The 21,599-nt window shown below is 66.2% G+C and carries 24 protein-coding genes and 1 pseudogene; 9 read left to right on the top strand and 16 right to left on the bottom strand.

Annotated features, from left to right (window positions below; all coding sequences use genetic code 11):
- Positions 1 to 81: 81 nt before the first annotated feature.
- Entirely contained in the window at positions 82 to 528 is a 447-nt protein-coding gene (locus B1A78_RS12025; RefSeq protein ID WP_144037797.1) for a hypothetical protein, read from the top strand.
- Between the two features lie 170 nt (positions 529 to 698).
- Here the strand turns inward: B1A78_RS12025 and B1A78_RS12020 are convergent, their stop codons facing one another.
- Both B1A78_RS12020 and B1A78_RS12015 read right to left on the bottom strand, forming a co-directional pair.
- Positions 699 to 2,276 carry a bifunctional GNAT family N-acetyltransferase/carbon-nitrogen hydrolase family protein gene (locus tag B1A78_RS12020; RefSeq protein ID WP_077147200.1) on the bottom strand — a complete coding sequence of 526 codons (1,578 nt, stop codon included), beginning with the start codon at positions 2,274 to 2,276 and terminating at the stop codon, positions 699 to 701.
- A gap of 68 nt (positions 2,277 to 2,344) precedes the next feature.
- A complete protein-coding gene (locus B1A78_RS12015) occupies positions 2,345 to 3,358 on the bottom strand; it encodes a diguanylate cyclase (RefSeq protein WP_256838009.1) in 1,014 nt (337 codons plus the stop codon).
- Positions 3,359 to 3,693: 335 nt separating this feature from the next.
- Between B1A78_RS12015 and B1A78_RS12010 the strand changes: the two are divergent.
- Together B1A78_RS12010 and B1A78_RS12005 are read left to right on the top strand one after the other, a co-directional pair.
- A pseudogene (locus B1A78_RS12010) lies at positions 3,694 to 4,053 on the top strand (YciI family protein); the annotation flags it as partial.
- Positions 4,054 to 4,178: 125 nt separating this feature from the next.
- Positions 4,179 to 5,438 (top strand): RNA polymerase sigma factor, encoded by a 1,260-nt coding sequence (locus B1A78_RS12005; RefSeq protein WP_077147203.1) that lies wholly within the window; start codon positions 4,179 to 4,181, stop codon positions 5,436 to 5,438.
- Here B1A78_RS12005 and B1A78_RS12000 read toward each other — a convergent pair.
- Positions 5,435 to 5,626 (bottom strand): hypothetical protein, encoded by a 192-nt coding sequence (locus tag B1A78_RS12000; RefSeq protein WP_077147197.1) that lies wholly within the window; start codon positions 5,624 to 5,626, stop codon positions 5,435 to 5,437. The two genes, B1A78_RS12005 and B1A78_RS12000, sit on opposite strands and share 4 nt — an antisense overlap.
- A 377-nt stretch (positions 5,627 to 6,003) precedes the next feature.
- Positions 6,004 to 6,210 (bottom strand): cold-shock protein, encoded by a 207-nt coding sequence (locus tag B1A78_RS11995; protein WP_077147196.1) that lies wholly within the window; start codon positions 6,208 to 6,210, stop codon positions 6,004 to 6,006.
- Between the two features lie 368 nt (positions 6,211 to 6,578).
- Between B1A78_RS11995 and B1A78_RS11990 the strand changes: the two genes are divergently transcribed.
- The 5 genes from B1A78_RS11990 (at position 6,579) to B1A78_RS11970 (ending at position 11,702) form a co-directional block, all read left to right on the top strand.
- The gene (locus B1A78_RS11990; RefSeq protein ID WP_077147195.1) at positions 6,579 to 8,681 is read left to right on the top strand and encodes a TonB-dependent siderophore receptor; all 2,103 of its coding nucleotides are present in this window, start codon (positions 6,579 to 6,581) and stop codon (positions 8,679 to 8,681) included.
- Positions 8,682 to 8,748: 67 nt separating this feature from the next.
- Positions 8,749 to 9,186: a DUF1801 domain-containing protein gene (locus tag B1A78_RS11985; RefSeq protein WP_077147194.1), complete on the top strand. Its 438-nt coding sequence runs from the start codon at positions 8,749 to 8,751 to the stop codon at positions 9,184 to 9,186.
- On the top strand, positions 9,183 to 9,566 hold the full coding sequence (locus B1A78_RS11980; RefSeq protein ID WP_077147193.1) for a DUF1801 domain-containing protein: 384 nt from the start codon (positions 9,183 to 9,185) through the stop codon (positions 9,564 to 9,566). Before B1A78_RS11985 ends, B1A78_RS11980 begins: the two co-directional genes overlap by 4 nt.
- A gap of 173 nt (positions 9,567 to 9,739) precedes the next feature.
- Entirely contained in the window at positions 9,740 to 11,119 is a 1,380-nt protein-coding gene (locus B1A78_RS11975) for a M23 family metallopeptidase (RefSeq protein WP_077147192.1), read from the top strand.
- A gap of 295 nt (positions 11,120 to 11,414) precedes the next feature.
- On the top strand, positions 11,415 to 11,702 hold the full coding sequence (locus B1A78_RS11970) for a hypothetical protein (protein WP_144037796.1): 288 nt from the start codon (positions 11,415 to 11,417) through the stop codon (positions 11,700 to 11,702).
- A 9-nt stretch (positions 11,703 to 11,711) separates the two neighbouring features.
- On the opposite strand, the gene B1A78_RS11965 is transcribed toward B1A78_RS11970, so the two are convergent.
- Positions 11,712 to 12,242 (bottom strand): GNAT family N-acetyltransferase, encoded by a 531-nt coding sequence (locus B1A78_RS11965; protein ID WP_077147190.1) that lies wholly within the window; start codon positions 12,240 to 12,242, stop codon positions 11,712 to 11,714.
- Positions 12,243 to 12,312: 70 nt separating this feature from the next.
- Positions 12,313 to 13,275 (bottom strand): SDR family NAD(P)-dependent oxidoreductase, encoded by a 963-nt coding sequence (locus B1A78_RS11960; RefSeq protein ID WP_077147189.1) that lies wholly within the window; start codon positions 13,273 to 13,275, stop codon positions 12,313 to 12,315.
- 176 nt (positions 13,276 to 13,451) lie between these two features.
- Between B1A78_RS11960 and B1A78_RS11955 the strand changes: the two genes are divergently transcribed.
- Entirely contained in the window at positions 13,452 to 14,357 is a 906-nt protein-coding gene (locus B1A78_RS11955; protein ID WP_077147202.1) for an AraC family transcriptional regulator, read from the top strand.
- Between the two features lie 46 nt (positions 14,358 to 14,403).
- Here B1A78_RS11955 and B1A78_RS11950 read toward each other — a convergent pair whose 3' ends face one another.
- The 10 genes from B1A78_RS11950 to B1A78_RS11905 all read right to left on the bottom strand — a co-directional run.
- Complete coding sequence (locus tag B1A78_RS11950) at positions 14,404 to 15,351, bottom strand: hypothetical protein (protein ID WP_077147188.1); 948 nt, start codon at positions 15,349 to 15,351, stop codon at positions 14,404 to 14,406.
- A 147-nt stretch (positions 15,352 to 15,498) separates the two neighbouring features.
- On the bottom strand, positions 15,499 to 16,002 hold the full coding sequence (locus B1A78_RS22305) for a hypothetical protein (protein WP_218667971.1): 504 nt from the start codon (positions 16,000 to 16,002) through the stop codon (positions 15,499 to 15,501).
- Between the two features lie 45 nt (positions 16,003 to 16,047).
- Positions 16,048 to 16,314, bottom strand: a complete 267-nt coding sequence (locus B1A78_RS11940; protein WP_372236877.1) for an alpha-isopropylmalate synthase regulatory domain-containing protein — start codon at positions 16,312 to 16,314, stop codon at positions 16,048 to 16,050.
- Positions 16,310 to 16,849, bottom strand: coding sequence for a hypothetical protein (locus B1A78_RS11935; RefSeq protein ID WP_077147185.1), 540 nt, complete (start codon positions 16,847 to 16,849; stop codon positions 16,310 to 16,312). The genes B1A78_RS11940 and B1A78_RS11935 overlap by 5 nt, the downstream gene beginning before the upstream one ends.
- Before the next feature lie 34 nt (positions 16,850 to 16,883).
- Entirely contained in the window at positions 16,884 to 18,548 is a 1,665-nt protein-coding gene (gene leuA / locus B1A78_RS11930; RefSeq protein ID WP_077147184.1) for a 2-isopropylmalate synthase, read from the bottom strand.
- 279 nt (positions 18,549 to 18,827) lie between these two features.
- The gene (locus tag B1A78_RS11925) at positions 18,828 to 19,184 is read right to left on the bottom strand and encodes a hypothetical protein (RefSeq protein WP_077147183.1); all 357 of its coding nucleotides are present in this window, start codon (positions 19,182 to 19,184) and stop codon (positions 18,828 to 18,830) included.
- 85 nt (positions 19,185 to 19,269) lie between these two features.
- Positions 19,270 to 19,770, bottom strand: coding sequence for a rhodanese-like domain-containing protein (locus B1A78_RS11920; protein WP_083734099.1), 501 nt, complete (start codon positions 19,768 to 19,770; stop codon positions 19,270 to 19,272).
- 100 nt (positions 19,771 to 19,870) lie between these two features.
- Positions 19,871 to 20,506, bottom strand: a complete 636-nt coding sequence (locus tag B1A78_RS11915) for a YceI family protein (RefSeq protein ID WP_077147182.1) — start codon at positions 20,504 to 20,506, stop codon at positions 19,871 to 19,873.
- Between the two features lie 181 nt (positions 20,507 to 20,687).
- Positions 20,688 to 21,104 (bottom strand): hypothetical protein, encoded by a 417-nt coding sequence (locus B1A78_RS11910; protein WP_077147181.1) that lies wholly within the window; start codon positions 21,102 to 21,104, stop codon positions 20,688 to 20,690.
- 92 nt (positions 21,105 to 21,196) lie between these two features.
- On the bottom strand, positions 21,197 to 21,599 hold a 403-nt coding region (locus B1A78_RS11905; RefSeq protein ID WP_144037793.1), incomplete at its 5' end, for an SIMPL domain-containing protein.

Below are 21,599 nucleotides of genomic sequence, written 5' to 3'. Positions count from 1 at the left end.
GACTGTGGGTTTTGAGGGGAGGGGGCGGTTTTGGGGTGGAAAGCGGACGCGTCTGCCGTTAGCTACCTTGCCAACTGGGAGATGGCTTTGGGCTGGTTTAGCAAGAAGAATGACGGTATCTCGCCGCAGGAAAATCTCCCGCGAATAGGAACGGTGGAAGGGCCCGCGCTATTTAGGCACCGCGAAGATGAAGTGTTACTCAGCTATGAGATCGCTCCTGTTGACGGTGGTGGCAATGTCATCTTGGCGTTCAGCAAAGTCGTCTATTTCGAGCAAAATCCTAACAACGTCCACGAGGGGCTTGCTAATTCAAAGTATCCGGTCCGCATGTGGGATATCACTGAAGTCCCTGTAAGCGATCGCACGGAGCGTTGGTCGTGCGAGTTTCATTGTCACCGCTTCTGGACGATTTCATTCAATGATTGGATGATCGAAATCGTGTTTTCAAGCGTGCGGAAGGTCCATGAGGATCGGGAACAAATCTCGCCGGATGCGGCGCTTTTGAACTACATGATCTCGCTTCGCTGATTGGTAAGTCACAAGTCAAAACATCCGCTACCGGTCGCTTGCTGACCTTCGTCATCCCGGACTTGATCCGGGATCATTCCTTCAACGCGGCGAGAATGGACCCCGGATCAACTCCGGGGTGACGATGCCATGGACGTTCCGCTAACGCCCGAAGTCGGGCCTTGTCGCCCTCAGCGCGACCCGATGCCCGGCGTCGGCGCGTCCTTCCAGTCGACGCTGTAGAGGTCGAAGCGGCGGTCGCGCAGGTTCTGGACCGCGCCGCTCTGGCGACTGGTGAGCAGGTCGGCGAGGCTGAGGTCGGCGATCGCGATCGTTTCGGTGTTGGGCGCGGTGTCGGCGGCGACGCCGTCGCGGGCGAAGGCGAAGTCCGAGGGGGTCAGGATCGCGCTTTCGGCATAGTGGATGTCCATATTCTCGACGTTGGGCAGGTTGCCGACGACGCCCGAGGTGATGACATAGCATTGGTTCTCGACGGCGCGCGCGTGGCAGCAATAGCGGACGCGGAGGTAACCGCGGCGCTCGTCGGTGCAGAAGGGGACGAAGAGCATCATCGCGCCCTGGTTGACGAGGTGGCGTGCGAGTTCGGGGAATTCGCTGTCGTAACAGATCATCACCCCGATCGGGCCGCAGTCGGTGTTGATCGCGTCGGCGCCGTGTCCGCCCTTGATGTTCCACCAGCGGCGCTCGGACGGGGTCGGGTGCAGCTTTTCCTGCGTATGGACCGATCCGTCGCGCAGGAAGACATAGGCGATGTTGCGGATGTCGCCATTGGCGACGCGCGTCGGGTGCGAGCCGCCGATGATGTTGATGTTATAGCTGACCGCGAGCTTTTCCATGAATTCAATATAGCGCTCGGTGTAATCGGCGATCTTCTGGATCGCCTGTTCGGGAGGCAGCTTGTTCTTTTCGATCGACAGCAGTTCGAGCGTGTAGAGTTCGGGAAAGACCACAAAGTCGGCCTTATAGTCGGCGGCGACGTCGACGAAATATTCGACCTGTTCCTCGAACTGCTCGATCTTGGTGATGCCGCGCATCTGGAACTGCACGGTCGCGACGCGCACCGACTGCGGCAGCCGGTCGGGGACCGCGCCGCGCGCCTTGGGGTTCGCCGCACCCTGCGGTTCGAGCGGGTTTTCCCAATACATCAGCACCGCATGGCCGCCGCTGTCGAGGTCGCGGCGGTCATAGTGGTGGAGCACGCTGCGCGGCTCGAACCCCTGCGCGATCTGGAAGTTGATCACGGGGTCGCGGAGCTGTTTTTCGACGACGGCGTCGAGATAGTCCTGCGGGTCGGGATATTTGCGGCGGCGGCGGGCGTAGCCGGGCATCCGACCGCCGAAGGCGATGCCCTTCAGCTCATAGGATTGGCACAGTTCCTGCCGCTTTCGGTAGAAGCGCTGGCCGATGCGCAGGCGGCGATAGTCGGGGTCGACGCACACCTCCATGCCATAGAGGATGTCGCCGTCTGGATCGTGGCTGGTGCCGAAGCCGCCGCCGCTGATCGCCGACCAGCGGTGGTCGGTGAACACCGCTTCGTGGGGCACGATGAGCGTCGCGCAGAGGCCGACGATCGCGCCTTCATATTCGGCAACGAACTGGCCCTCGGGGAAATTGTTGATCTGGCCGCGGATCTGCGCCGCCGAATAGCCTTCGCCGCGGCCATAGACCTTGGCGGTCAGGCGCGCGATCGCGGCGGCGTCGCGGGGGGCACTATTGCGGATGACGAGCTTGGCTTTGGTGGAATCCATGGGGCCTGCATAGAAGGGGACGGTATCGACTGTCCAACGGCTTGCAGGCCCTTTGGTTCATCGCATGCTCAATCGGCGCCCGCCACCTCGATGCGATTGCGGCCGTTCTGCTTGGCGCGATAGAGCGCGTCGTCGGCGGCTTTCAGCGCCGCGCGCGCGTCGCCGAAGCCGAAGATGTCGGCAACCCCGCCCGAGAAGGTGATCTGGCCGAAGGGTTCGTCGGTCTTGCGGTTGATCAGGCGCCGCGCGGCAAGATGCTCGCGCGCCTGGTCGAGCCGCTCGGCGGCGGCGGCGGGGTTCTTGCCGCGGAACAGCATGACGAATTCCTCGCCGCCGTGGCGCGCGACATGGCACTGGTCGTCGCTGATCTGCGACAGCGTGTCGGCGATCGTCTTGAGCACCCGGTCGCCGGCCTCATGGCCGTGGGCGTCGTTGATCGCCTTGAAATTGTCGATGTCGCAAAAGGCGACGCTGAGCGGTTCCATCGCCATCTGCGCCTCGCGATACTGGAGTTCGAGAAGTTCCTCGAAGGCGCGGCGGTTGGGCAGGCCGGTGAGATAGTCGATTTCGGCATCGCGCTTGGCGCGTTCGAGGCTGCGGCGGAGCGATTTCGCTTCCTCCTCGCTCTTGCGCATCTCTTCCTCGGCCTTGCGCGTGCGTTCGAGCATCGTCTTGGCGAGGTCGGCGAGGTTCGAGACGATCTGGCCGGTCTTTTGCAGCTGTTCGAGGTCGCTGACATGCTGTTCGAGTTCGGTGCCATAGTCGACGGCATGCTCGTGCGCGGTCTTGCTCTGCGCCTGGAAGGCGTCGAGATTGGTTTCGAGCCGCGCCATCAGTCGTTCGAGTTCGGCCTGCGCCGAGCTGTCGGCGGCTTCCTCGGTCAGTTCGTCGAGCCATTTCTGCGTCACGCCGCCGTTGCCGGTGCGCGCGGTGATCTGTCGCGCGAGGCGCGGATTTTTCCCCGAAAAGGCGCTGTGCGCGAAGATCAGGTTCGCCGGAGTCACCTCGAGATCATTGTCGATCAGGAAAGCGCCGATCGCATCGACCATGTCGCGCCGGGCGAGGCGGGCAAGGTCGCGCACACCCCCCGGCTCGGTGGCCTGTTGCGGGTCGCCGTCGCGGGGGGAGCGAAGCCCGAGCCATCCGAGGAGCCGCCCTACCGGCTCGCCTGAAGAAGGTGCAAAACTGGTCATGCGACGATTAACGGCGGCGACTGAAGATGATTAAGCGCGGTTCACCATGAAAAGCGCGGGCCGCCGCAGGCGGCGCGGATCGGCGATTTTTTGCGTGGAACCACAAGGCGATGGCGCACCTTGGGAAAAAGTGAAAAAAATTTCGCGACCCTGTCGATTCGAGCGGGCGCCGTTCGTCGTATGGACAGGAGGCCATGCCGGCCCCGCGATCAAGGAGATGGACGATGCGTGTGATGGTATTCGTGAAAGCGACCGAGGACAGCGAACGCGGGATCGACCCGACGCCCGAGATGACCGCGATGTTCGAGGCGATGGGCAAGTTCAACGAGGAACTGGTCAACGCCGGCGTGATGGTCGACGGCGACGGGCTTAAACCCTCGTCGGCGGGCAAGCGGATCGCGTTCGACGGGCCGAATCGCAGCGTGATCGACGGCCCCTTCGCCGAGACGCGCGAGCTGGTCGCGGGCTATTGGGTCTGGGAGGTCAAGGACATGGACGAGGCGGTCGCCTGGGCGAAGCGCTGTCCGAACCCGATGCCGGGGCCGAGCGAGCTCGAAATCCGGCCCTTTTACGAGATGGAGGATTTCGGCGACGTGGTGACGCCCGAGATCGCCGCGCATGAGCAGATGCTGCGCGACAAGCTCGCCGGCCAATAGGCTTCCGCCCCGCCATGCTTGCCTCTCCGGCTGATGTGCCCGAGAAGGCGAGCATGGCACGCGATGACACTCACCGCGCGATCGAGGCGGTGTTCCGGATCGAGCGCGCGCGGCTGATCGCGTCGCTCGCGCGTATGACGCGCGACGTCGACCGCGCCGAGGAACTGGCGCAGGACGCGCTGCTGATCGCGCTCGCCGAATGGCCGAAATCGGGGGTGCCTGCCAATCCCGGCGCCTGGCTGACCGCCGCGGCGAAGCGCCGCGCGGTCGACGGCTTTCGGCGCAGCGCGATGGCGCGCCGCAAGCATGACGAACTGGCACGCGACATGGACGAAGCCGACGACAGCGTCGCGGCGATCGAGGCCGCAATCGACGATGAGCTGGGCGACGAACTGCTCGGGCTGATCTTTGCCGCTTGTCACCCGGTGATCGCGCCCGACGCGCGCGCTGCGCTGACGCTACGGCTGGTCGGCGGGCTGACGGTCGAGGAGATCGCGCGCGCTTTCCTGTCGAACGACGCGACCATCGCGGCGCGGATCACGCGCGCGAAAAAGGCAATCGCCAAGGCCGGGGTGGCGTTCGAGGTGCCGCGCGGCGCCGAACTGGCGGCGCGGCGTGCGTCGGTGCTCGAGGTGATCTACCTGATTTTCAACGAAGGCTATGCCGCGACCGCGGGACCGTCGCTGGTGCGGCCGCCGCTCTGCGCCGAGGCGCAGCGGCTGGGGCGTATCCTCACCGGGCTGATGCCCGAGGAGCCCGAGGTGCTGGCCTTGCTCGCGCTGATGGAAATCCAGGCGTCGCGGCTGGCCGCGCGCGCCGGGCCCGACGGGAAATTCGTGCCGCTGACCGAGCAGAACCGCGCGCGCTGGGACCAGTTGCTGATCCGGCGCGGGCTCACGGCGCTGGCGCGCGTCGAGGCGCTCGGCGGCGCGGACGGGCCCTATGCGCTGCAGGCGGCGCTGGCGGCGTGTCACGCGCGGGCGCGGCGCGCCGGGGATACCGACTGGGAACGGATCGCGGCGCTGTACGACCGGCTGCGGCAGGTGATGCCGTCGCCGGTGGTCGAGCTCAACCGCGCGGTCGCGCACAGCATGGCGTATGGGCCCGAGGCGGGGCTTCGGCTGGTCGACGAAATCGCGGAAGAGGCAGTGCTGCGCAACTATGCGCCGCTGCCGGCGGCGCGCGGCGATTTCCTGTTTCGCGCCGGCCGGCTGGCCGAGGCGAGGATGGCGTTCGAGGATGCCGCGAAGCTCGCGGGCAATGCGCGCGAGCGCGAATGGCTGCTGGCCCGCGCCGATGCGTGCGGCGGCTAGGCGGCGTCGTCCTTCGCGGCGTCGCGGCGCGCGCGGGTTTCTTCGGTCAGCAGGATCTTTTCGGCCATCGAGCGCCATGCGGCTTCGGCACGCAGGTTGCGTTCGCGGACCTGGGTCAATGTCGTTGCGGCAGCGTCGCTGGCGCATTTTTCGGCCTGGGTCAGATAGAAATCGCTGGTGGCGGACACGGGCCTATACTCCTGGATGGCGGCCGCACGGTCAGCGGCCGCCGTGGGATGATCAGTCGATCATGTCGGCGATCAGCCGGCGCAACTCGCGGCGCGAGAGCGTCGGCGAGCGACGGGCCGCCGGAACCCGCTGCGGGGTCTTGGGCGACGGAAGGACCGCGATATGCGGAAAAGCGTTGGAATGATTAAACATTATCTCTCGTAGTTTCTGTTGTCGTTGACTTGATATTCAAATCATCTTGGGTGCGGCGTCCGGCCGCATTTCGGGGTGAGGCGATGCGGAGTGCATCGCGGACGACCGGCCGAATGCGGAAATCGCGCATCCGGCCGGTGTTATCATCGCGCCGCCGAAGGCAGGCGATGCCGTTCGGTCGAAATCAGATCGACTGAAGATTCACAGCCGAGGTCTTGCCGCGGTTGTCGGTTTCCAGTTCGTACGAAACGCGCTGGTCCTTGTTGAGGGTCGACATGCCCGAACGCTCGACGGCGGTGATGTGGACGAACGCGTCGCCCGAGCCATCTTCGTTCGAGATGAAGCCATAACCCTTGTCGGTGTTGAAGAATTTGACGCTGCCGGTCGGCATGGGTGTTTCCTTTCACGAAAACATGATTGACCCGCCGGTAAAGGCACCGGCGAGGCTGGTAGCGAGTGAAGGGAAGTATCCACCCCGAGGGGGCATATTTTCCGTCGCAGGCGACGTTAGCCCGCCCGATATGACCTGGAAGGCCCGAAAAGTCAAGATTTGCGGCGAGGTTCCCACCCGCCGTTGCGCCGTGCCAGGCCCGGCTGGTCGCCCGTCGGTGGCCGGGACGCGAGCCCGGAGCGATGGCTTCCGGCGTTTGCAACCGCGCAAGCCCTATCAAGTTTCGGCCTTGTGCCAACCGGACAAGCTATATACCCAGAAATATAGATAGGGGCAGCGCCGTCCGATTGCGGTTGAAGGGGGATATCATGCGCCGGATTCTTTTCTGTACGATCGGCCTGATCGCGGCACCCGTCTGGGCACAGGACGCCGCGCCGGCTTCGTCGGGAGGCGCTGTCGACGATAGCGCCTTCGAACTCGGGAAGATCGTCGTGACCGGCTATCGCAGCGTCGATGCCGCGATCGAGAGCGACCATGTCGGGCAGGAGGCGATTTATCGTTTCGATCGCCGGACGCTCGACGATGCGGCCAATCTCATCCCCGGTGTCGTGGCAAGCAATTCGGGCGGGTCGCGCAACGAACGGCTGTTGTTCGTGCGCGGGTTCGACCGGTTCCAGGTCCCGCTGTCGATCGACGGCATCCGCGTCTACCTGCCCGCCGACAACCGGCTCGATTACGGGCGTTTCCTGACCCCCGACGTGGCCGAGATCCAGGTCGCGAAAGGCTATGCTTCGGTCCTCGACGGACCGGGCGCGATGGGCGGCGCGGTCAATCTGGTGACGCGCAAGCCGACCAAGGCGCTGGAGATCGAGGGGCGGGCGCAGCTCAATCTCGATTCCGACCTCGATTATGGCGGCTTTACGGGTTTCGGGCTGGTCGGCACGCGGCAGGACAAATTCTATGCGCAGGCGAGCTATGCGATAAATATCACCGACCATTGGGACCTGCCCGGCGGCTTCACGCCGACGGTCAACGAGGATGGCGGCGCGCGCGATTTTTCGAAGGCGCGCGACTGGCGCGTGAACGCCAAGATCGGCTTCACGCCCAACGATAGCGACGAATATGTGCTGAGCTATACGCGGCAGGAGGGGCGCAAGAATGCGCCGCTGCACCTGACCGACACGAGCAATGTGTCGCTGCGCAACTGGAAGTGGCCGCGGTGGGATGTCGAGAGCGTCTATTTCCTGTCGACGACGGCGCTGGGCGACCGCGCGACGCTGAAAACGCGTGCTTATTACAACCGGCTGACGAACCTGTTGCAGTCGTTCGATGATCGCACGCAAACGACGCAGGTACTGGGGCGCGCGTTCGACAGCCCGTATGACGACAACGCCTATGGCGGGTCGGCCGAGCTGGCGCTGCGCACCTTTGGCGAGGACGACAGGCTCGCGCTCGCGCTTCACTATCGCCGCGACGAGCATAATGAGGCGCAGACGAGCCGGCCGGGATTGCCGACGAGCGTGGCCGAACCCAACCAGCGCAGCGTCGAACGGACATGGAGCATCGCCGCCGAGAACCGGCTGGCGCTCACACCGCGGCTGACCTTCTCCGCTGGCGGGAGCTTTGACTGGCGCGAGCTGGTGCGCGCCGACGAGTTCGGCTTGCCGCCGGGCGCCACGGGGGCGAACCGGCTGTTCAGTTACCCGCTGCGCAACGCCAGCGCGTGGAATGCGCAGGGGCGGATCGACTGGCGCGGCGAAGGTGGCACCGAGGTCCATGCCAGCCTGTCGTCGCGCGCGCGTTTCCCGACGCTGTTCGAGCGCTTCTCAAGCCAGTTCGGGACGGCGGTCGCCAACCCCGACCTGAAACCCGAGCGTGCCACCAACGCCGAGATCGGCGCCAGCGGCGCGGCGGGTCCGGTGACGCTGTCGGGGGCAGTCTTTTACAGCTGGATCGACGATGCGCTGGTGTCGGTACGGACACCGCAGAATTTGAACCGGCGCGAGAATATCGGGTCGGCGGACTATTATGGCGGCGAGATATCGGTCGACGTACGGCTGGGCGCGACGCTGAACGCCGGGGTCAATTACAGCTATATCCACCGCAGCTTCGACATCGGGACGCCGCCGCCGGGCGGGCTGATCCGGCCGTTCGAACTGACCGACGTGCCAGCGCACAAGGGTTTTGCCTATGTCGCGTGGAAACCGGTCGCGGCATTGGAGATCGTGCCGAGCCTCGACTATGCGTCGGGGCGGACGACGGTGACGCCCGCGTCGGCGAACGGGCTGGCACCGGTCTATTACAAGACCGAGGCCTATGTCACTGCGGCGCTGCGCGTCGATTTCGACGTCACCGACCGGATCACACTCGGCGTCGGTGGGCGCAACCTGTTCGATCGCGACTATGCGCTGACCGACGGCTTCCCCGAACCCGGGCGCAGCTTCTTCCTTGGCGTGCGCGCACGCTACTAGTTTCGCATTGGCGCCGCCGCGCCGCCGTTCTACCTTGCGGCCATCACGCAAGCGGGAAGAGGTTGCGATGGCGGGCAAGAAAGAAGTGGTGCTTCTGTCGGGCGGCAATCCGCAGATTGCCAAGGCTGACGGCGATGCGCCGGTGCAGCACTATATCGCGGCGATGCCGGGGTGGAAAAGCGCGGCGGGCGCCGAACTCGACGCGCTGATCGCCCGGACCGTGCCCGAGGTCGAGAAGGCGGTGCGCTGGAACTCGCCCTTTTACGGGGTGCCGGGCAAGGGCTGGTTCCTCTGCTTCCACTGCTTCACCAAATATATCAAAGTCACCTTTTTTCGCGGGTCGCAGCTCGACCCGGTGCCGCCGGTCGGGTCGAAGGATCCCGACGCGCGCTATTATCATATCTTCGAGGACGAGCCGGTCGACACGGCGCAACTGGTGCGCTGGATCGAACAGGCGGCGGCGATCCCCGGCTGGATTTCGCATGCAAAGGACAAGAAGGCATGAGCGATACGGACAAGAGCCCGGCCGAACTTATCGACGGCCGCATCGCCGAACTCGGCGACTGGCGCGGCGCGGTGCTCGCCAGGGTGCGGGCGCTGATCAAGGCGGCGATCCCCGAGGTGGTCGAGGAATGGAAATGGCGCGGGGTGCCGACCTGGTACGCCGGCGGCAAGATCGTCTGCACCGGCGAGACGTACAAGGACAAGGTTAAGCTGACCTTTGCCAAGGGCGCGTCGCTGAGCGATCCCAAGGCGCTGTTCAACGCGAGCCTCGAGGGCAATGCGCGGCGTGCGATCGATATCGGCGAGGACGACCGGATCGACGAGGATGCGCTGAAATCGCTCTTCGCGGCGGCAGCGGCGCTCAACATGGCGCACAGGTGACCCGGCTGGGCCGACCGGCGGGCGATTAACCAGTCACGGTAGGATATTGTCCACCATGGCGGGCGCAATCCCGCCTTCTTCTTGAGTCGCATCGAAGGAAGATCGAACCGCGCCTGCGGTCCGGCTTCCCCTGTCCGACGGCCCCGCCGTTTGCTGCGAAGAGGAAGAACCCCATGTCCGCCCCCACATTCGAGATTAGCGCCGACCCCGGCCTGAACGGCAAAATCTATTATCTGCCGCTCGCGCCGCAATCGAAGGATCACAAGGAACGCTACAAGGTCTGCGTCCGGCTGCGGCTGGTGAACAAGACCGCGGGGCAGGCTTCGGTGACGATCACCGGGATCAGCCTGTCCTTTCCCGGCAAGGGATCCTTCGCGATGGACATGGTGCCCGAGAAAAATATGGAGCCCGAAAACGGGGTGGTCGCGCTGAACGCCGCCGCGACCTGGCACAATGGGTCGTGGCGCGAGACCGAGGATTCGCCCCGGCAATATAACCAGATCTATCTCGACGGGCCGGCGCCGACGAAGATGACCGTCGCCGTGACCTGCGCCGACTTCACCCGCAATTATACGCAGACCTTCGACCTGATCCGCTGGGGCGACCCGACCGGCGACGGGCCGTTGCTGCTTCCCTTTGTGCGGCACGAACTGGCCGATGACGAATATGTCGTCACCTCGGCGCGCCATTTCTATAATGGCGGCAACAGCGGCACCCAGATCTTCGCCTATGACATCAGCATCCAGGCGCGGCTCAACGGCGAATGGACCGGCGCCCGTATCGCCAATCCGACCAAAAACACCGACTCGCGGGTGTTCGGCCGGCCGGTACGCGGCATGGGGGACGGCGAGGTCATCGACGTCATCGACGGCTATGGCCCCGGCCCCTATCACAGCACCGCCGAGGGTTTCTGGGACAATGACTATGGCGCGGGCAACCGCACCGACCATTATGGCAGCAACACCGTGTGGGTGCGCTATGGCGAGCTTGAGGTCGGCTATATGCATCTGAAGCGCGGCAGCATCACGGTCGAGACCGGCGATACGGTATGGGCCGGGCGCAAGCTGGCCGAGGCGGGCAATTCGGGCAACACCCAGGGCAGCCCGCACCTGCACATGGAATGCCGCGTCGCGTCGAACAACCGGCTGTGCGCGATGACCTTTCGCAACACATGGCAGCTCGAGCGCGAGCTGGTGCCGGCCGACAACGGGCCGGGCCGCCGGGTGCGGATCGACGACCAGGGGGTGTGCGAGCAGACCGCAGCGCTGCGTCCCTTTGCGACGCAGGCGGCGCCGCCGACACTGGGCCGCGTCGATGTCGAATATGCCGAAATCGCCGCCGAGGTGTTCGGCGGGGTGAGCAAGGGCGGCGACGGTTTCGTCATCGTCAACGGCAAGCTGACCCGGGTGCCGCCGCGCGGCATCAAGGGTGCGCTGTTGCAGGCGATCGCCGAGCTGGCCGCCGCCGAGGAGATGGAGCGCAAGGCCGGCGACAAGGCCGCGGCGGCGGCGACCGCCAAGCTGCAAAAGGCCTTGGCGGCCGGGGTGCGGTAGCCGCCCGCCGGATCGGCGATTCCATGGCTATGTGACGGGAATTGGGCCGTAACTTTGTTGCGGCCTGCCTGTCGTTGGTCGATCCGAACGGGCGGCCCGTCGAACGATGCCTAGAATGCTCTGCTTTTGGGTTCATCGCGGGGGCGTGCCCTATGCGTTGCGGCCCCCTTTGCGGGTCGTGCGGCTGTAATCCGTCTCATGCGTGTCAGGAGATTTTTCGCCCCCCGGCTGCTTTCACGGTGGACCAGATCGTGTCGGTCGCCCCTTCGCTTCCCCCCAACGAAGGCGTTCGATAGTGCCCATTCCTCCCCCCGCGGCCGCTGGTGGCTGCGATTGCCTGCCGCGCCCGCTGCGCGCCGAACCCGTGCCGGCGCCGGCGGCGACCTACGTGCTGCGTTACGAGGACCGCTGGTTCGGCGTGGAGAAGCGTGTCGCTTTCGACGCGCCCGACCTTGTCGCGGCGCTGGCGATGATGGAGCATGAGCCGATCGGACGCTGGGCCGAATTGTCGCTGGACGGCGTGCTGGTCTGCCGCCGCGGTGGCGAACCTGGCGGCGCCGCCGATTATTGGGTCGTCGACTAGAGCGGCCGGTCAGAGCGGTTTTCCCATGCGGATCAGCGGGACGGCGACGCCGTTAGGTCCGGGCGCCTCGACGCGTTCGATCGGGGTGTAGCCGCAGGCGCGGTAGAGCGGTTCGCCCGACAAGGTCGCCATCATTTCGGCGCGGGCGAAACCCGCGGCGCGGGCGGCATCCTCGCAGAGCATCATCACCAGCCGGCCGACGCCGCGGCGGGCGAAGCCGGGGTGGGTGTACATCGCCCGGATCCGCGCCGCGTCGGTGGCGGGGTCGAGCGGGGCGGGGTCGCGCAGGTCCTTGCTATGGTCGCCGCCATAGAGCGTGGCGCGGTGCGACCAGCCGCCGCAGCCGGCGATGGCGCCGTCCTCCTCGACGATGAAATAGGTGCCGTCGGCGATGAGCTGGGTGTCGAGCCCCATGACCGCGTTGCTCGCGACGATCTGTTCGGGGGTGAGGAAGCCCCGCTGCAGTTCGGCGATGGCGAGCGCCATGACGGCGCGCAGCGCGTCGAGGTCGGCGGGGGTGGCGAGGCGGTGAGTGAACATCGCGCGCCTATAGGTAGCCGGACGGGCGGGCGACAAGCCTTGTCGCCCGCCCGCCTGCCGGTACGAGGCGTCAGAAGCGCTCGCCGACCATCTCCTCGCTCTTCGCCCACAGCGCCCTGGCGTTGTCGGGGTCGATCGCATAGGCGCGCACGCCCTCGCGCAGGCCCTCGTCCTCGGCGAGCTTGGCGACGTGGCAATCCTCGAGATAGCGCCCGCCGATCTCGGCCGGATCGGCGACCGCGGCGGCCCAGACCGAGGTCGCGGCGCCCTGCGGGATCGACTTGAACTCGAAGGCCTCGCCGCCCGCTTCCTTCGCGGCGGCGTTGATCCGCTCGACCAGCGCGGCGAGCGCGCCCTCGTCGAGGTGGCGGCCGAGCTCGGTGTGGATGCCGCCGGGGTGGAGCGCCGCGGCGCGGACGCCGCGATCCTTGTGGCGGCGGTCGAATTCGACCGCGAAGAGGATATTCGCGGTCTTCGCGCGGCCATAGGCGGCCCAGGGTTCATAATCGCCGTTGTCGAAATTCGGGTCGTCGAGGTTCACGTCGGAGAAGCGGTGCCCCGACGAGGCGAGGCTGACGAGCCGGCCGCCGTCCCTGATCAGCGATGCGATGCGATTGACGAAGGTGAAGTGGCCGAGGTGGTTGGTGCCGAACTGCGTCTCGAACCCGTCTTCGGTCTTGCCGAAGGGCGCGGCCATCACGCCGGCGTTGGTGATGACGACGTCGAACGGACGGCCGTCGGCGACGAGCGCATCGGCGGCGGCGCGGACGCTGGTCAGCGAGGCGAGGTCGAGCCGGATCAGCTCGAAGCTGCCGCCGCCGGCCTTGGCGGCGTCGCGGACGGCGCCGGTCGCGCCCTCGGCCTTGGCGAGATCGCGCGCGGCGCCGACGACATCGGCGCCATGCGCGGCGAGCGCGCGGGCGGTTTCGACCCCGAGCCCGGCCGAGACGCCGGTAACGAGGAAGCGCTTGCCCGACAGGTCGACCCCGGCAAGGACGTCGTCGGTGGTCGATTTGGCGTTGAACTGGGTCATGCGGAACTCCTGAAGTTGCAGGGCGGGGGAGCGAGTGCCCTGTCCCGGTCATGATAAGCGGGTCCTGCGGTTTTGCGGTGCCCGATCATGGCGTTGACTTGCCTATTTCTATCAATGCGCGGGCCGTGGCGGCGGCATGGCTTGCGCTTCGCGGGCGCGCATCCGATGTTGGCGCCATGCAGGAACGGCTCGACTCGCTGCGCTCGCACGTCATGCGGCACGTGGATTCGCCTTATTATGAGGCGCCGATCCCGCGCGTCGTGATCAGCCGGATGGCGGAGCCGACGAGCGGCACCGCGACGCTTTATGAACCCGTGACCTGCCTGATCCTGCAGGGGACGAAATGCGTCGTCATCGGCGACACGGTCATCACCTATGACGCGTCGAGCTATTTCGTCGCCTCGCTCGACCTGCCCGCGGTGGGGCGGGTGATCGAGGCGACCCCCGACAAGCCCTATATCGCGGTCGCGTTGCGCATCGACCGCGCGGTGCTGACCGACCTGATCGCGAGCATGGACCCGGCGGCGATCGGCACCGCGCCCGCCGAGGCCGACCAGGCGGGCTTTGCGGTGTCCGAACTGACCCCCGATTTGCTCGACGCCTGGGCGGGGCTGCTCGGGCTGCTCGACCGGCCCGACGATATCGCGATGCTGGCGCCGCTGCGCGAACGCGAGATCCTCTATCGCCTGCTGCAGGGGCCGCTGGGGCACCAGCTTTGCGCGATCGCGCAGGACGACAGCCGGCTGTCGCGGGTGCGGCGCGCGATCGAATGGATCCGCGCGCATTACGACCAGGCGCTGCGCACCAACGCGCTCGCCGAGATCGCGGGGATGAGCGTCGCGTCGTTCCATCGCCATTTCAAGGCGGCGACCGCGATGAGCCCGCTGCAATATCAGAAGACGCTGCGCCTCCACGCCGCGCGCCGCCTGCTCGCGGGCGGGGCCGAGGCGAGCCGCACCGCCTATTCGGTGGGATATGAGAGCGCGTCGCAGTTCAGCCGCGAATATGCCCGCGCCTTCGGCACCCCGCCGTCGCGCGACGCCGAACGGCTGCGCGGGGTGGTGCAGGTCGAGGCGGCCTGACCGGCGGCCCGCCTGACCGACTGACCGGCGGCCCGCCCGCCGCACCCTATCCGCTGGCGCTTTTCTGCGCCTTGCCGCCATCGCCCGCCCGGTCGTTCGCGGGCGCGAGCCGATCGAAAAAGGCGCGGCGCGCGGCCTCGCCCGCTGTGCGCAGCGGGGCGACATATTCGGCCTGCGCCGCGTCCATCGCCTCTTCCTCGTCGGGTTCGAGCGTGCGTTCATAATCCTCGTCGCCGAAATCGCCCTCCTCATCGCCGAGGAAATCGTCCGGCGGCGGGAAATTGGTGCGCCATTCGCGCTTGATGTCGTCGAACCAGACGGTGAGCGCGGCGGCGGCCTCCGCCGGCGTCGTCGGCGGCGCGGGCGCGGCTTCGGAATCGGCGGAAAAGTGCGAAACTTCATTCGCGATTGCGCTGCCATGCCACAGCGCGGCGAGCGGGTTGGCGCGGTTGTCGCGGCCCGCGAGCCAGCATGCGAGCGCGGCGGCGCGGCCCTCGGCGGGCCGGGCGTCGGCGGCCTGGGCGTCGGGATCGATATCGAAGAGCGCGAGAAAGCCTGTCCAGTCGCCGGCAATCACCTGCGCGAGCATCGCCTCGCCCGCCTCCGCGCGCGTTTCGACCATGCGGTCGAGCCGCGCGAGCATCGCGAGGCCGAGGCGCGCGTCGGTGCGGCGGCGCTTGACGAGGCTGCGCTCCTCCTCGCGGAAGACGGTGGTCGTCTCCTCCTGCCCATAGATGGCCCGGTCGAGCAGTTCGTCGGCGAGCCGCGCCCGCGCGATCAGCACCGCCGCCGCCCAGCCGAGCCGGAACGCCGCGCCCTCGGGCCGCTGCTTGAGCTGATAGGCCGCCGAGGGCGACATGCCGACGCGGTCGGCGGCGATGCGCACCGATCCGGTGTCGGCGACATGTTCGAGGAACTGGCGCTGGAGCGCCGGGGTCCAGTGGTAGCTGGCGGGGGCAGGGAGTTGCGCGGGGTCGTGGGGGAGGTTTTCCATCGAGTCGCTCCTGTGGTTAGGTGAAACTGATGAAATGAACCATATGGGTGCTTTTTAGGAAAGGAAAAATTTGTGTTTTCCGAAGTCTATTGTCGATGTTTCGCTTCCATTCGGTCGCGGTATCTCTCTTTTGACGTCTTTCCTTCGTCAGGATCGTAATCTTCGTCGTCTTAGGCCGCCTTCAAACCCTGCCGTTGTCAGTTCCGCAATTTCTTGAATGTCGAGCCGGCTCGCTAGCTCTTCGATCGGCACAGGTATGACCAGATTTGGCTCGGCCTCTAATATCTTGCCTGCCAATCCGAGAGGGGAGCCTGTTCCATCTAGATCCAGTCGCGTGACTCGCATCCTACTCCCGACGTTTATCCTTGGGAACAAATCCAAGAGCATGTCGTCGAAGCCACTGCGCGCATGAACCCCAAGTCGCGAGAAATTGTCCTCGACCGACAGAAGACACTTGAAGACTTTGGGCCGGATGAGCGCTGGGTCGGAGAAGGTGGATTCGACGATTATATGGCTTACGTTTTTCGGGCCGACGGAATTATCGTCCTCGAAAGCCTCCGAAGAGACAACGCCATTTACGTCTTTACCGGCGATTGGCGGCCTATCTCGAAGCTCACCAAGGGCGAAATCCTGAGGGACGGCCTCCATCACGCTAGGATCGTACATTCCGAAGGTTGGAAGGGGCGGCTGGCCGCGCTATTCAGGAGGCGTGCAGCCTAGCTGCTGAGCCCCATCGGCCGCCCACAAAATCGCCCTTACGCTTGCGGTTGCGACGTCGGTATCCAGCCCGCAGCCGATGAGGCTCCGGCCGTCGGCGGTGCGGCATTCGGTATAGGCCGCCGCCCGCACGTTGCTGCCTCGGCAGATCGCATGCTCGCTGTAATCGACGATGCCCATCACCGGGCCGCCACTTTCGCTGAGCGCGGGGATGACGCTCGACTTCGGGCCGTTGCCATCCTCAATACATATGCCCCGTCAGGTCGATGACCTTCTTCGGCTGCGCGTCCAGAAACAGGCGCTCGGTCGGGGCGTCGGTGAAGGCGAGCCAGTAGACATGCTGCTCGTAATAGCTCGCGCGGTTCGAGCCGAAGAGCGAGGTGCGGAAGCGGCCGTTCCATTCGATGCGCGCGGTCTCGCCGCGTTCGAGCGCGAAGAGCGGGCGCGGCAGGTGCGCGGGCCAGCGGGTCTGGAGGCGGTGTTCGGACGGGTTCGACAGGCCGATGTCGACGCGATCGGGGTGCGCGAGCCAGCCGAGCGCCGGATGGCTGCGGAGCCAGTCGGCGCGCGCGATGGCGCCGATGCTTTCGGTCGGGCCGGGCTGGCCGAAGATCATGTCCGAATGGACCTGATGCAGGAGCATTTCGGTGCGGCCGTCGATCGCGCCGCCGTCATGCGCGGGGAGCGCATAGACGGGGGCGAGGCGCGGGCGCCGGACGGGGCCGTTCGCGCCGCGCGTCGCCTTGTCCCAGCGCGCAATGATGTGCTGCAGGACGAGCATGGCGCGATGGGGACGGGCGGCGGCGGTGCGGGCCTCAGGCGCCGTTGGCGGCGCTGAGGATCGCGCGGACGCTGGCGGTCGCGACGTCGGTGTCGAGGCCGCAGCCGAAGAGGCTCCGCCCGTCGGCGGTGCGGCATTCGACATAGGCGGCAGCCTGCACATTGCTGCCCTGGCCGATCGCGTGCTCGCTATAGTCGACGATGTCCATCACCGGGCCGCCGCTTTCGCTGAGCGCCGCGATGACGCTCGACATCAGGCCGTTGCCGCGGCCGCTGACGCTGCGCGCGGTGCCGTCGATGGTGAGCTTGCCGGCGAAGATGCGGTCGGGGCCGCTATGGGTTTCGGACCAGTCGACGAGCTGGAAGCGCTTGGCTTCGGTGGTCAGATACGCGCCCTCGAACGCGCCCCAGATATCGTCGGCGCCGAGTTCGCGGCTCGTTTCGTCGGCGAGCGCCTGGACGATGTGGCTGAAGCTCGCCTGCATCTTCTTGGGCAGTTTCAGCCCCTTGTCCTGTTCGAGCACCCAGGCGACGCCGCCCTTGCCCGACTGGCTGTTGACGCGGATCACCGCTTCGTAGCTGCGGCCCAAATCGGCGGGGTCGATGGGGAGGTAGGGGATCTGCCAGCGTTCGTCATTCTGGCGCTCGCGCGCGGCGAAGCCCTTCTTGATCGCGTCCTGGTGGCTGCCCGAGAAGGCGGTGTAGACGAGCTCGCCGCCATAGGGATGGCGCGGGTGGACGGGGAGCTGGTTGCAATATTCGACCGTCGCGATGACCTCGTCGATGTTCGAGAAGTCGAGCTCGGGGTCGATGCCCTGCGTGTACATGTTGAGCGCGATGGTGACGAGGCACGAGTTGCCGGTGCGCTCGCCATTGCCGAACAAACAGCCCTCGACGCGGTCGGCGCCCGCGAGCAGGCCGAGCTCGGCCGCGGCGACGCCGGTGCCGCGGTCGTTGTGCGTGTGCAGGCTGATGATCGCCTTGTCGCGGCCGGGCAGGTTCTTGATGAAATATTCGATCTGGTCGGCGTAGATGTTCGCGGTCGACGCCTCGACCGTCGCGGGCAGGTTGAGGATGATCGGGTTGTCCGCCGTCGGCTGGAGGATGTCCATCACCGCGGCGCAGCATTCGATGCTGAAATCGAGTTCGGCGGTCGAGAAGGTTTCGGGGCTGTATTCGAAGCGCCAGTTCGTCTGCGGCAGGCGCGCGGCATTGTCGCGCAGCTGCTTTGCGCCCTCGATCGCGATCGCCTTGATTTCGGGCATTTCCATGCCGAAGACGATCTGGCGCCAGGCGGGGCTGACCGCGTTATAGACATGGACGATCGCGGTCTTCGCGCCCGCGAGGCTGTCGAAGCTGGTGCGGATGAGGTCGGCGCGGCTCTGCGTCAGCACCTGCGGCGTGACGTCGTCGGGGATGCGGCCCGAGCGGACGAGGTTCGAGATGAAGTCGAACTCGGTCGCGCCCGCGCTGGGGAAGCCGACCTCGATCTCCTTCAGCCCGACGCGGACGAGCAGGTCGAAGAATCGCGCCTTCTTCTCGGCATCCATCGGATCGATCAGCGCCTGATTGCCGTCGCGCATGTCGGTGGAGAGCCAGATCGGTGCCTGGGTGGTGACGCGGCCGGGCCATTCGCGGTTCGCCAAGGGAACCTGCGGGAAGGCCGAATATTTGACCGAAGGGTCGCGGAGCATGGTCATGGTGGGTTACTTCTTCTGGTGGTTGCGAGTGCTTGTCGATCGGACCCTTGAGCGGGTGGCCGCGACTAGCGCGCAGCCAGTGTCACGCCCAAGGGCGTGTAAGTCGCAGAAGAAGAAGAGCGTTGCCGCGCATGGGCGTCCCAATGATGCAAAATGTCGCGCTTGGCAAGGGGCAGGCGTCTAATATTTCGCGGCAGGCCGCCGCGGGGCGGAAAATGTCGCCGGACCGCGAAGTCGCGCTCGCGGTCCGGCGCAGGGGCATGAAGCGGGAGCGGGTTGTCAGGCGGCCTCGCTGTCCGCGTCATCCTGATCGTCGAGTTCGAACACCTCTTCCTCGACCATATTGTCGATCGCGTGGATGCGCACGCCGATCAGCCAATCCTCGAGCGGGCCTTCCCATGCGGCCTCGACCGGGGTGAGCGCGTCGGCGGCGGCTTCTGCAGGGCGGTCGCCGACGAGGTCGAAGTCCTGGAAGCCGTCCTCGGGCGGATCGATATAGATATGCGCCTCGAGCCGGACATTGGTCCAGCCGGCGGTGGCGGCAAGGCCCTCGGCCTCGACGGTCAGTTGCGGATTTTCCTCGTCGTCGACGACGAAGGCGGCGATTTCGACGATCTCGCGTACCAGTTCGCTCATCACATAAGCTCCTGCAGGAATCGGGAAGGGGCGGGCGGCCCCGTGCCGATACTTACGCGGTGCGTGTGACAGATTGGGGTGGGGGCTAGTCCTTGACCCAGCCGACCGCCGGATCGTCGAAATCGACGACGTCGGCGAGTTCGCGGACGTTGGGATAGCCATAGCCGACGAGGTTGATGAAGGTCTGGATATTGAGCGCGAGCGGCGCCGATTTGAGCGGCACCGGATTGCGGTGGTTCGAGAAATTATTGTTGCAATAGATGAGGATGGGGCGGTTCGGGTCGGCGCCGATCACCGCCGCGAGGCTTTCCGCGGTGAAGTCGGTGAGCGGCAGGTTGACCGCGCCCGCGATATGGCCGCGCGCGAAGGCGTCCTTCGAGCGCGCGTCGAGGAGGAGGACATTCGGCTTCGCGGCCTCGGCCTTGAAGGCGTCGAAGGCGATGAGGCGGGCCTCGCGCTGCGGGGCGACCGAGGCGGTGAGCGCCTGAAAGGCGGGATAGTCGATCTGGGGATTGGGCGTCGCGGGCGTCTGGGCAAAGGCCGGGGTCGCGGCGAGCAAAGCGGCGGCGAGCAGGATGGGGCGCATGGTGATCCTCCCTCTGGATGACGGGAGGCTAGGCGGGACGCGATGGACGGGAGGTGAACGATCCTCCCCATGGCCTGCGGCCACAGGGAGGATTGATCGCTTACTGCTTTTCGAACGCCGCGTGGATGTCGAGTTCGACTTCGTCGCTGACCGCGGGGATGCCGAAGGCGATGCCGAAGTCGCTGCGACGGATCTTGGTTTCGGCGCTGAAGCCGATCGTCGCCTTCTTGTTGTACGGATTGTCGCCGGCGCCGTGGAAATCGACGTCGAGCGTCACCGGCCTGGTGACGCCGTTGAGCGTGAGGTTGCCGGTGACCTTCGCCTCGTCGCCGTCGTCGTCGAGGACGACTTTGGTCGAGACGAATTTGGCGTCGGCGGGGGCGGGGCCGAAGAAGTCGGGCTTGCCGCCGTCCTTGCCCGCGCGCAGCAGGTGGCCGGTGAGGCCGGCGCTGGCGGTGGTGACCTTCGCGACCGGGATCGTCACCTCGACCTTGGCGGCGGCGGGGTTGGCGGGGTCGATCACCAGCGTGCCGGTGACGTCGCCGAAGATGCCCGAATATTTGCTGAAGCCGAAATGATCGACTTCCCACACGACCTGGGTGTGGCCGGGGTCGGCGGCATAGGTGCCCGCGGCGACGCGGCTCTTGTCGGGTGCCCCCGGCGGGCCGCTGTTCTGCGCGATGACGGGGACGGCGACGACGGCGGCGATCGCGATCAGGGGGAGGGCGTAACGCATGGGGCAGGCTCCGTGCTGGATGGGGGGAGGGTGAAGCTAGGCGAGCGAGAGGGGTGCGGTCAATCGCCGGCGCGGAAACGCTCCGTTTCCGGGCGCGCATCCGTCGCCGCCGCGATTTCGGCGCAAGCTCTGGTGATATCGAATGATGAAAAGCGCCGATCCGCCCCGAGCGGGACGCGGTTTATTGTGCCGCTCGCCGTTCCGCGAACCACTGGCGCAGCATCGCCGAGGTGCAGCCGGTGAAGCCGTTGCTGCCGACCGCCGAGCAGCTGTTCGGGCGATTGAGGCGCGCGATGTCGTCATAGCCTTCGACCGCCGAGGCCCAGCTGCCGCCGCCGACGACGGCATCCTCTTCCTTGAGTTCCTCGCGCAATTCCTTGGGTACGCGATAACGGTCGGCCTCGGGTTCCTGCGCGCAGACGACGATCTCGTCGCCGTCGGCCTCGGGGCATTCGTCCTGGCCATAGGCGATGAGGAAGGAGAATTTTTCGGGCGGCTGCGACGACATGGCGAGGCTGTCGTCCTGCGCGAGCGACGGCGCGGCGAAGGCGAGCATGGCGATGAGCGAGAGGAGGCGGAGGGCAGGCGTGGTGGTCATATCGTCATTTCCCTACAGCCATCCCCGACCGTGCGGCAAGGATAGCGGCGCGACATGAACCTAAGCCTAACCTCCGCCGATTTCCGGTGGGGTCAGCGTTCGAGGCGGAAGCTGATGCTGAGCTGCAGCGAGCGCGAGACGTCGGTCGAGGGCGTCGGGGGCGCCATTTCGGCGAGGTCGGCTTCGGTCGCGACCGCTGCGCTTTCCATCAGTCCGAGCGAACCATAGCTTTCATAATCATTGCCGACGCGTTCGGAGATGGCGATCGGGCGGACGCGCGCATAGCCGGCGGCGCGGGCATAGTCCTTGGCCTGCGCCTCGGCCTGGCGGAACAGCCGTTCGCGCGCGGGGACGAGCATCGGGTTCATGTCCTTGCGGTCGAAATTGGGGCCGTCGCTGGCGGTGGCGCCGGCGGCGACCGCGGCAGCGAGCATCAGCGACACGCGCGCGACATCGGCGGTTTCGACGCTGATCCGGTTGCTCGCGGTATAGCCG

Origin of the sequence: Sphingopyxis sp. KK2, from assembly GCF_001990265.1 — a bacterium.
Taxonomy (GTDB): Bacteria; Pseudomonadota; Alphaproteobacteria; order Sphingomonadales; family Sphingomonadaceae; genus Sphingopyxis.
Note: the sequence above shows the minus strand (reverse complement) of the source record. Positions and strands in the feature narration are given on the sequence as shown.

Excerpts from the sequence above, each read along its gene's own strand:
- B1A78_RS11965 (WP_077147190.1), bottom strand. The coding sequence starts at position 12,242 with ATGTTCACTCACCGCCTCGCCACCCCCGCCGACCTCGACGCGCTGCGC.
- B1A78_RS11915 (WP_077147182.1), bottom strand. The coding sequence starts at position 20,506 with ATGCGTTACGCCCTCCCCCTGATCGCGATCGCCGCCGTCGTCGCCGTC.
- B1A78_RS11975 (WP_077147192.1), top strand. The coding sequence starts at position 9,740 with ATGTCCGCCCCCACATTCGAGATTAGCGCCGACCCCGGCCTGAACGGC.
- B1A78_RS11960 (WP_077147189.1), bottom strand. The coding sequence starts at position 13,275 with ATGACCCAGTTCAACGCCAAATCGACCACCGACGACGTCCTTGCCGGG.
- B1A78_RS11910 (WP_077147181.1), bottom strand. The coding sequence starts at position 21,104 with ATGACCACCACGCCTGCCCTCCGCCTCCTCTCGCTCATCGCCATGCTC.
- B1A78_RS11990 (WP_077147195.1), top strand. The coding sequence starts at position 6,579 with ATGCGCCGGATTCTTTTCTGTACGATCGGCCTGATCGCGGCACCCGTC.
- B1A78_RS12020 (WP_077147200.1), bottom strand. The coding sequence starts at position 2,276 with ATGGATTCCACCAAAGCCAAGCTCGTCATCCGCAATAGTGCCCCCCGC.
- B1A78_RS11950 (WP_077147188.1), bottom strand. The coding sequence starts at position 15,351 with ATGGAAAACCTCCCCCACGACCCCGCGCAACTCCCTGCCCCCGCCAGC.
- leuA (WP_077147184.1), bottom strand. The coding sequence starts at position 18,548 with ATGACCATGCTCCGCGACCCTTCGGTCAAATATTCGGCCTTCCCGCAG.
- B1A78_RS11935 (WP_077147185.1), bottom strand. The coding sequence starts at position 16,849 with ATGCTCGTCCTGCAGCACATCATTGCGCGCTGGGACAAGGCGACGCGC.
- B1A78_RS12005 (WP_077147203.1), top strand. The coding sequence starts at position 4,179 with ATGGCACGCGATGACACTCACCGCGCGATCGAGGCGGTGTTCCGGATC.
- B1A78_RS11985 (WP_077147194.1), top strand. The coding sequence starts at position 8,749 with ATGGCGGGCAAGAAAGAAGTGGTGCTTCTGTCGGGCGGCAATCCGCAG.
- B1A78_RS11995 (WP_077147196.1), bottom strand. The coding sequence starts at position 6,210 with ATGCCGACCGGCAGCGTCAAATTCTTCAACACCGACAAGGGTTATGGC.
- B1A78_RS11955 (WP_077147202.1), top strand. The coding sequence starts at position 13,452 with ATGCAGGAACGGCTCGACTCGCTGCGCTCGCACGTCATGCGGCACGTG.
- B1A78_RS11980 (WP_077147193.1), top strand. The coding sequence starts at position 9,183 with ATGAGCGATACGGACAAGAGCCCGGCCGAACTTATCGACGGCCGCATC.
- B1A78_RS11925 (WP_077147183.1), bottom strand. The coding sequence starts at position 19,184 with ATGAGCGAACTGGTACGCGAGATCGTCGAAATCGCCGCCTTCGTCGTC.
- B1A78_RS11920 (WP_083734099.1), bottom strand. The coding sequence starts at position 19,770 with ATGCGCCCCATCCTGCTCGCCGCCGCTTTGCTCGCCGCGACCCCGGCC.
- B1A78_RS12025 (WP_144037797.1), top strand. The coding sequence starts at position 82 with ATGGCTTTGGGCTGGTTTAGCAAGAAGAATGACGGTATCTCGCCGCAG.